This window comes from Nostoc sp. UIC 10630 (genome assembly GCF_010747425.1).
Lineage (GTDB): Bacteria > Cyanobacteriota > Cyanobacteriia > Cyanobacteriales > Nostocaceae > Nostoc.
This window is the reverse complement of the sequence record NZ_JAAGOG010000279.1, coordinates 1-8,519: the sequence shown is the minus strand read 5'-3', so window position 1 is coordinate 8,519 and position 8,519 is coordinate 1. Positions and strand designations below refer to the sequence as shown.

Genomic DNA, 8,519 nt, shown 5'->3' with positions numbered 1-8,519 from the left:
GCTCCCTTCCCCCTGCCCTCTGCCTTCTCAACCTTGAGCCTCCCCTTGGTCATCCTGAAACGGATCTTCACCAATTCGCAGTTCTTTCTTTGAGTGTTTCAACTGTTTCCATAGATCCCTTATTTGTTTGTAAGCTTCACCTGGAGGCAGCTTTCCACCTGTTTCTAAGTTGCAAATGTAGCTTACGCGTTGGGCAAATTCTTGTAGATTCGCATTAAAAACCAGGTTTTCTGGCTTTACCTGACCGTAGTAGCGACCACGAGGGTAAAGAAAATCATCCTTATTCAATATTTTGTTCTCCATTTATTAATTACCTTCTATTCAAATGTCTGAAGCGAAATCCTAGCTACCTTAATCTTTACTTTCGTCAGACTGCGGAAAAGCAAATCATCCAACTCTTTTTCCAATTGGTTATGCACGAATTAGTTGATTGAGATTTTGAGACTAGAGGATAAAGCTTGAAATACTTTTTCTTGTTGTAAATGTTACAGAAAAAATGTCTGCTCAAGTAACTAGAGAGAATATTTGATTTTCCTCCCAATCGTCAATTTATCTCATCTTAATTTATGAAGTTCAAATTGTAATTAACTTCAGTCCAAACCCTGAATTAAAAACTCTTAAAAAATACAAGTATATCTTAGCAAAGAATTTTGGCAAAAATAGTTACATTTTAAACAGTCATACTACTTAGCTAAACATAGTATAAACCAGAGTCATTTGTCCTCTGTTAAAAGTTAGAGATTCAGTTGTTAATATTTAGCAACTGGCTAATGGAGGGCATTGAGCATTGAAAAGAGGCAGAGGGATGGGTTGCTGCTCTTACTGAGGAGAAAATTCTTCTCCCTCATACTTTTCTGCTAAATTCTCCGCGTCCTTGCATCCTCTTCAAAAATCACCGATGGCTAATAGTTAATAACTAAAGATAAAATGGTTAAGCCCGAAAGGACAAAAATCGTCCATCGCCTAGAACTTTAACTGCCACCATGTCTGTGAATTCCAAGTTATACGAAGGCAAAGCAAAAATTCTCTATACAACGGACGATCCGGAAGTCTTGTTGGCTGATTTTAAGGACGATGCCACGGCGTTTAACGCCCAAAAACGTGGCAGTATCCAAGGAAAAGGAAAAATAAATTGTAGCATTTCCAGCCAGCTTTTTAAACAGTTAGAGGCTTATGGTATAAAGACTCACTTTATCGACAGCCCTACCCCGAATCAGATGCTGGTGAAGGCAGTAAAAATTTTACCCTTAGAAGTAGTGATCAGAAATATTGCAGCTGGCAGTCTGTGTCAACAAACAGGCTTGCCAGTGGGTACAATTCTGAAACAGCCTTTGGTTGAGTTTTATTACAAAAACGATCACTTAGGAGATCCTTTGCTCACACGCGATCGCCTTTACCTACTAGAACTAGCTACTGCGGAACAAGTAGATGCAATTACACATCTAGCATTGCAAATCAATGAATTTCTCAATAAATTTTGGCAGCAATGCGGCATCACCCTAGTAGACTTCAAGCTAGAGTTTGGTTTGGACTCACAACAGCAGTTGCTCTTGGCAGACGAAATTAGCCCCGACACCTGCCGTTTGTGGGATACCACAGAAGAGGACTCAAATCGCCGGGTAATGGACAAAGACCGCTTTCGCCGAGACTTAGGAAATGTAGAGGATGCTTACCAGGAGGTTTTACAAAGAGTGCTAAAAGCAGTAGAAACTACAACTTAAACAGGTAAAAACCAAAAGGTCAGAAGGAATTATATTTAACTTTTGCCTTTTGCCTTTTGCCTTGTAAAGTAAAAAAGCAAAAGAAAAAAATTATATTTTGAATTTTACCTTTGGCATGAGGGCATTATTGCCTTGTGATCGTGTGTGTGTGGTCGTGAAGAGGAATCATAAGTAAAATGCGTTTATCTCCCGTATTGCTGGCAGCAATAGCAATTACAGTCCCTTTGGGCGGCTCATTGAGTGCAAAAGCAGAAACTGCCAAAACTTCAAAACAGACAACAGAAGTTTTGACACTAGAAACAAATCAACAGCCAGAAAAGGACACTAGTCAGCTTGACTCTAGTAAAAATCTCAAATCTCGATCTAATCTCACAGGGATTATAGAGGCACAGAAATCTCGGATTGTCGCAGTTTACCCTGCTAATCCGACACCAGGGGTAATAGTGCCAACCTCCACAACGCCAAAAACTGCACAACAAACCCCTCAAATCAATCCCAGCCCAACTCAACAGCCCTCTCCAGCCCCGGACATCCCACCGCCAGAAATTCAACAACCAACGCCTTTCCAAACTCCTGAGACGACTCCAGTCCCAGAGAACGTCAATCCACCGACAACAGAACCTTTATTACCTACAACTCCAGAACCATCTACCGCTCCAGACGTTCCATTTCCAGATGGTCAACAACGAACACCTGCTCCAAGACCAGGTACTACACCCAGTCCGCAGAATGTTAACCCGCCGACAACTCCAGAAAGTACTCAACCCAACACAGCCCCGGAAGCCAATGACCCCCGCGTACTGGTGTCGGAAGTACTTATTAGATCCCAGTCTGGGCAACTATCACCAGAACTGGAAGAACAAGTTTACAGGGTAATTCGTACCCAACCAGGACGAACAACAACTCGCAGCCAACTGCAAGAAGATATTAACGCCATCTTTGGTACTGGCTTCTTCTCCAACGTCCAAGCATCACCAGAAGATACCCCCTTGGGAGTGCGGGTGAGCTTTGTTGTACAGCCTAACCCCGTCCTGAGCAAAGTAGAAGTGCAAGCCAATCCTGGCACTGGTGTTCCCTCTGTACTCCCACCTACTACTGTGGATGAAGTATTTAAGGAGCAGTATGGCAAAATCCTCAACTTGCGTGACTTGCAAGAAGGCATCAAGCAGTTAAACAAGCGGTATCAAGACCAAGGTTATGTGCTAGCCAACGTCATTGGAGCGCCCCAAGTCTCTGAAAACGGAGTTGTTACCCTACAAGTAGCAGAAGGTGTAGTAGAGAATATTAGAGTCCGGTTCCGCAATAAAGATGGTCAAGAGACAGACGAGAAGGGACAACCAATTCGCGGACGGACACAAGATTACATCATTACCCGAGAATTGGAGTTGAAGCCAGGGCAAACATTCAACCGCAACACGGTGCAAAAAGACCTACAGCGCGTGTATGGGCTAGGGCTATTTGAAGATGTGAATGTCTCCCTAGACCCTGGAACTGACCCCAGCAAGGTGGATGTAGTCGTGAATGTAGCGGAGCGCAGTAGTGGTTCTATTGCGGCTGGGGCAGGGATTAGTTCTGCTAGCGGACTTTTTGGAACAGTTAGCTATCAACAGCAAAACCTGAACGGTAGAAACCAAAAACTGGGCGCAGAAGTCCAGGTGGGAGAACGAGAACTGCTATTTGACGTGCGGTATACAGACCCTTGGATTGCGGGAGATCCTTACCGAACTTCCTACACAACCAATCTTTTTCGCCGCAGTTCCATTTCCTTGATTTTTGATGGCAAAGATGAAGATATTAGGACTTTTGACCCAAATAATGCCAGTAATACAGATTCTCAGGATCGCCCCCGCATTCTCCGTCTAGGTGGCGGTGTCACCTTTACCCGTCCTCTTTCCAGCAATCCTTACAAAACTTCCGTTTGGACTGCCTCAGCAGGTTTACAGTATCAACGAGTTTCTGCCCGTGATGCCGATGGCAATCTCAGAAAAACAGGAGCGGTATTCAATGATGATGGAGTTCCGCTCGACGAGAATGGAAACCCTACCGCCAATAATCAACCACTAGAAATTCCACTTACCTTGTCTTCGGAAGGTGAAGACGATTTACTACTGCTGCAACTGGGGGCACAGCGCGATCTCCGTAATAACCCATTGCAACCAACTAGCGGTTCTTATCTTCGCTTCGGGGTTGATCAGTCGGTTCCCATCGGACTAGGAAACATTCTCCTCACCAGATTGCGGGGTAGCTACAGCCAATATTTACCCATTAAGCTGATTAACCTTACCAAGGGGGCACAAACCTTAGCATTTAACCTGCAAGCAGGAACCATCCTTGGTGACTTGCCGCCCTACGAAGCCTTTACTCTTGGAGGTAGCAACTCCGTCCGGGGTTACGAAGAAGGAGCATTAGGTAGTGGACGCTCTTACGTGCAAGCATCTGTTGAATATCGGTTCCCAGTTTTTTCAGTAGTCAGTGGCGCACTATTTTTTGATCTCGGCAGTGATCTGGGAACTAGCACCAGGGCGGCTGAAGTATTGAACAAAAATGGTAGTGGCTACGGTTATGGACTTGGCGTTCGCGTCCAGTCTCCACTGGGGCCAATTCGTATTGACTACGGTATCAACGATGACGGAGATAGTCGGATTAATTTCGGTATTGGCGAAAGGTTCTAGTTTGTCATTAGTCAGTTGTCATTAGTCATTAGTGGATCACAAAGGACAAATGACAATTAGCTTGCTAATTTTGACATTTACCTCAATACTGTTCCGATAAAGGGATTAATGACTTTTTTAGGGGAATATCAGGGACTTTACCAAAACAGACGATGAACAATACTAAACAAAATATATTGACTTTTCGGCTATGCAACAGCACACTCTAGCAGCCGAAATCACCCAATTAGGGGTGGGATTGCATAGCGGTGTGAATACCCAGGTGCGGATACTACCAGCTGAAACGGGGAGTGGACGCTACTTTGTGCGGGTGGATTTACCGGATTTGCCGATTATTCCAGCCCAAGTTGCGGCAGTTAGCCACACTGTTCTCTCAACTCAGTTGGGTAAGGGTGAGGTATATGTTCGCACGGTAGAACATTTGTTGGCAGCACTTTCGGGTATGGGTGTGGATAATGCCCGGATTGAAATTGATGGGTCAGAAGTCCCGCTTTTGGATGGTTCAGCAAGTGTGTGGGTAGCCAACATTGCCCAAGTTGGCCTAGTATCACAACCCGTTAACAACCAAGTTCCTTTGACTGTTACAGAACCAATATGGGTCTATCAAGGGGATGCCTTTGTATGTGCCCTCCCAGCACCAGAAACTCGTTTTAGTTACGGTATTGATTTTGACCTGCCCGCCATTGGTAATCAATGGTATAGTTGGTCGCTAACTACTGAACTAGAAAAAGCTTCTGCTAGCTTTGCTGGCGAAATTGCTCCTGCCCGTACTTTTGGGTTACTGCATCAAATTGAACACTTGCAAAAAACTGGGTTAATTAAAGGTGGTAGCTTAGATAATGCACTTGTTTGCGGGCCAGAAGGGTGGCTAAATCCCCCATTGAGATTTGCAAATGAACCAGTCCGTCATAAAATCTTGGATTTAGTCGGAGATTTGAGTTTACTAGGAACTTTTCCTAAGGCTCATTTCTTAGCGTATAAAGCCAGCCATAATTTACACATTCAACTGGCTCAGAAAATTTTAGATTTTGGACTTCGACTTCGCTCAGTCGAACGATTGTAGATTTTGAATTTGCTCTAAAGCTTAAAATCCCGGATTATTAAGGTTTCGATCTGCGCCTGCCTGCTAAACTTTCAGATGAAAAATTAACTATAGGGCCAATGTCAATCCTCACTGAAGTGAATACTATCGATCCAACTACACCTACATCTACCGAACTACAGGGTATAAATGAGACTACGATCACCTCTGAAATTAAAACAACTTTCACCTCTGAAGAAATTCAAAAATTATTACCCCACCGCTACCCATTTTTACTTGTAGACAAAATAATTGACTACGTTCCAGGTAAAAAAGCTGTTGGCGTTAAAAATGTTACTATCAACGAACACTATTTCCAAGGACATTTCCCCGGCCGTCCACTGATGCCAGGGGTGCTAATTGTCGAAGCAATGGCACAAGTTGGGGGCATTGTTCTCACTCAAATGTCTTCGGTAGAAGGCGGGCTATTTGTTTTCGCTGGTATCGATAAAGTTCGCTTTCGCCGCCAGGTCGTACCGGGGGATCAACTAGTAATGACGGTGGAACTGTTATGGGTAAAACAACGTCGTTTCGGTAAGATGCAAGGTCGTGCCGAAGTTGACGGTCAACTTGCTTGTGAAGGGGAATTAATGTTTTCTCTAGTCAACTAAAAGTTTGCTTTCGTGGTGTGGGCATAGCCGTGAAATGCCCTTACTGAATCCTACAAAAGGAACAGTTAAAAAAAGTCCACAACAGCATCTGATAATTTCTTGATTTTCCACGCCCTCCCTACGAGATGCTACTCGAACACACTTAACTTGCTTTGCCCGACACTTTCGTTCACTGAAATGCTTCACGCTCTACCAGTCGCCTTGATGGGGCGGTAGTTTGTATAAATCTCTTAACCAGATTAACACGCTGCCTTAGAAACCCTATCTGGCGCTGACTTATCAAGACAGTTCTGGAGATTCACCCTTGAAAACGCTAATTCATCCAACTGCTGTAATTCATCCGAAATCGGAACTCCACCATACAGTGCAAGTCGGTGCCTATGCTGTGATTGGAGCGCATGTCAAAGTGGGCCCTGAAACAATAATCGGCGCTCATGCTGTGTTAGAGGGGCCTTGTGAGATTGGGGCGCAAAATCAGATTTTTACAGGTGCAGCCATCGGTATGGAACCCCAGGATCTCAAGTTTGTGGGAGAACCAACTTGGGTCAAAATTGGTGATAACAACTTAATTCGTGAGTACGTTACTATTAACCGCGCTACTGGTGCTGGTGAAGCAACAGTAATTGGCGATGGTAACTTGCTGATGGCTTATGTCCATGTGGCCCATAACTGCGTAATTGAAGACCAGGTAGTGATTGCCAACTCTGTAGCGTTGGCGGGTCATGTGCATATTGAATCACGCGCCAGGCTGAGTGGGGTTTTAGGTGTCCATCAATTTGTGCATATTGGTAGACACGCAATGGTGGGAGGTATGGCACGTATTGACCGAGATGTAGCCCCATATATGCTAGTAGAGGGAAATCCGGCGCGAGTGCGAACCCTCAACCTTGTGGGACTTAAACGGTCTGGTATGGACTCAGCAGATTTGCTTGCGCTGAAAAAAGCCTTCCGCATTCTTTACCGTTCTGATTTGTCCTTTAAGGATGCCTTGGAAAAACTGGAACTTTTAGGGGATAGCGAACAATTACAACATCTGCGTCGCTTCCTGCTACTTTCTCAGATGCCAGGTAGACGTGGTTTGATTCCCGGTAAAGGGAAAAAAAGCACGAGTGATGAATCGTGAATTATGAGTTAGGAGAGACGCGATTAATCGCGTCTCTACAGGAGTTATGAATTGATGAATTAAATTTTTAACTCCGCACTCCTAAGTATTCATTCTTAAGTTTTTACTAATTACCAATTATCAAATGCGGATTTTTATCAGCACTGGCGAAGTATCTGGCGATTTACAAGGGTCGCTGCTAATTACAGCGCTGAAGCGTCAAGCTATGGCGATTGGGTTGAAATTAGAGATTGTGGCGCTGGGTGGCGAAAAAATGTTGGAGGCTGGGGCAATTCTGCTGGGCAATACTAGTAGTATTGGCTCAATGGGTATTCTAGAAGGTTTGCCTTATATTTTACCTACTCTCCAGGTACAACGTCAGGCGATCGCTTCTCTAAAACAAAATCCACCAGATTTAGTAGTGCTGATCGATTATATGACTCCTAATCTGGAAATTGGGACTTATATGAAACAGCAGCTACCAGATGTGCCTGTGGTCTATTATATTGCTCCCCAAGAATGGGCTTGGTCATTAAGTTTACGTAGAACTAACCGGATTGTTAGTTTTACAGATAAGCTGTTGGCAATTTTCCCACAAGAAGCCCGTTTTTTTCATGAGCAAGGGGCAAAAGTTACTTGGGTAGGGCATCCTTTGATTGACCGAATGCAAGACGCTCCCAGTCGCCAAGCAGCGCGTGCAATACTGGGGATTGCGCCAGAACAAATTGCGATCGCACTTCTCCCCGCCTCTCGCCGCCAAGAATTAAAATATCTTTTACCAATTATTTTTCAAGCTGCCCAAACTCTTCAAGCTAAATTACCTGAAGTTCATTTCTGGATTCCCCTATCTTTGGAAGTCTATAGACAGCCAATTGAAGAGGCTATTAGGCGTTACGGTTTACGGGCTACAGTTTTATCAGGTCAACAAATGGAAGTTTTTGCTGCGGCTGATTTAGCCATTAGTAAATCTGGTACTGTTAATTTAGAACTCGCTCTGTTAAATGTACCCCAAGTTGTAGTTTACCGCCTCAGTCGCCTGACTGCTTGGATAGCTCGTAAAATCCTCAAAGGTTCTATCGCCTTTGCATCGCCACCAAATTTAGTTGTGATGAAGCCGATTGTGCCAGAATTTTTACAAGAGCAAGCCACAGCAGAGAATATTATCCAAGCTGCGATGGAATTATTACTCAATCCCAGTCGCAGAGAGCAAACTTTGCTAGATTATGAAGAAATGCGGCAAAGTTTAGGAGAAGTTGGAGTGTGCGATCGCGCTGCTCAAGAGATTTTGCAAATGGTGGCGGGGAGTGGGGATTAGGGACTGGGGACTGGGGA

Annotated in this window: 7 protein-coding genes; 6 read left to right on the top strand and 1 reads right to left on the bottom strand. The window is 44.3% G+C overall.

What is annotated here, in order from left to right:
- Window positions 1–27 precede the first annotated feature (27 nt).
- Window positions 28–303, bottom strand: coding sequence for a hypothetical protein (locus tag G1O98_RS34805; protein ID WP_175586984.1), 276 nt, complete (start codon window positions 301–303; stop codon window positions 28–30).
- Window positions 304–983: 680 nt separating this feature from the next.
- On the opposite strand from G1O98_RS34805, the gene purC reads away from it, so the two are divergent.
- From purC to lpxB, 6 genes are all read left to right on the top strand, one after another.
- The gene (gene purC, locus G1O98_RS34800; RefSeq protein WP_114083869.1) at window positions 984–1,721 is read left to right on the top strand and encodes a phosphoribosylaminoimidazolesuccinocarboxamide synthase; all 738 of its coding nucleotides are present in this window, start codon (window positions 984–986) and stop codon (window positions 1,719–1,721) included.
- A 176-nt stretch (window positions 1,722–1,897) separates the two neighbouring features.
- Window positions 1,898–4,393, top strand: coding sequence for a BamA/TamA family outer membrane protein (locus G1O98_RS34795; RefSeq protein ID WP_163938358.1), 2,496 nt, complete (start codon window positions 1,898–1,900; stop codon window positions 4,391–4,393).
- A gap of 190 nt (window positions 4,394–4,583) precedes the next feature.
- Entirely contained in the window at window positions 4,584–5,456 is an 873-nt protein-coding gene (gene lpxC, locus G1O98_RS34790) for a UDP-3-O-acyl-N-acetylglucosamine deacetylase (RefSeq protein WP_163938355.1), read from the top strand.
- 98 nt (window positions 5,457–5,554) lie between these two features.
- Window positions 5,555–6,085, top strand: coding sequence for a 3-hydroxyacyl-ACP dehydratase FabZ (gene fabZ, locus G1O98_RS34785; protein ID WP_163938352.1), 531 nt, complete (start codon window positions 5,555–5,557; stop codon window positions 6,083–6,085).
- 304 nt (window positions 6,086–6,389) lie between these two features.
- A complete protein-coding gene (gene lpxA, locus G1O98_RS34780) occupies window positions 6,390–7,208 on the top strand; it encodes an acyl-ACP--UDP-N-acetylglucosamine O-acyltransferase (RefSeq protein WP_163938349.1) in 819 nt (272 codons plus the stop codon).
- A gap of 124 nt (window positions 7,209–7,332) precedes the next feature.
- Window positions 7,333–8,502, top strand: coding sequence for a lipid-A-disaccharide synthase (gene lpxB, locus G1O98_RS34775; RefSeq protein ID WP_163938346.1), 1,170 nt, complete (start codon window positions 7,333–7,335; stop codon window positions 8,500–8,502).
- The last annotated feature ends 17 nt before the right edge of the window (window positions 8,503–8,519 follow it).

Bases quoted from the DNA above. Each gene is read 5' to 3' on its own strand.
- lpxB (WP_163938346.1), top strand. From the start codon at position 7,333: ATGCGGATTTTTATCAGCACTGGCGAAGTATCTGGCGATTTACAAGGG.
- G1O98_RS34805 (WP_175586984.1), bottom strand. From the start codon at position 303: ATGGAGAACAAAATATTGAATAAGGATGATTTTCTTTACCCTCGTGGT.
- G1O98_RS34795 (WP_163938358.1), top strand. From the start codon at position 1,898: ATGCGTTTATCTCCCGTATTGCTGGCAGCAATAGCAATTACAGTCCCT.
- purC (WP_114083869.1), top strand. From the start codon at position 984: ATGTCTGTGAATTCCAAGTTATACGAAGGCAAAGCAAAAATTCTCTAT.
- lpxC (WP_163938355.1), top strand. From the start codon at position 4,584: ATGCAACAGCACACTCTAGCAGCCGAAATCACCCAATTAGGGGTGGGA.
- fabZ (WP_163938352.1), top strand. From the start codon at position 5,555: ATGTCAATCCTCACTGAAGTGAATACTATCGATCCAACTACACCTACA.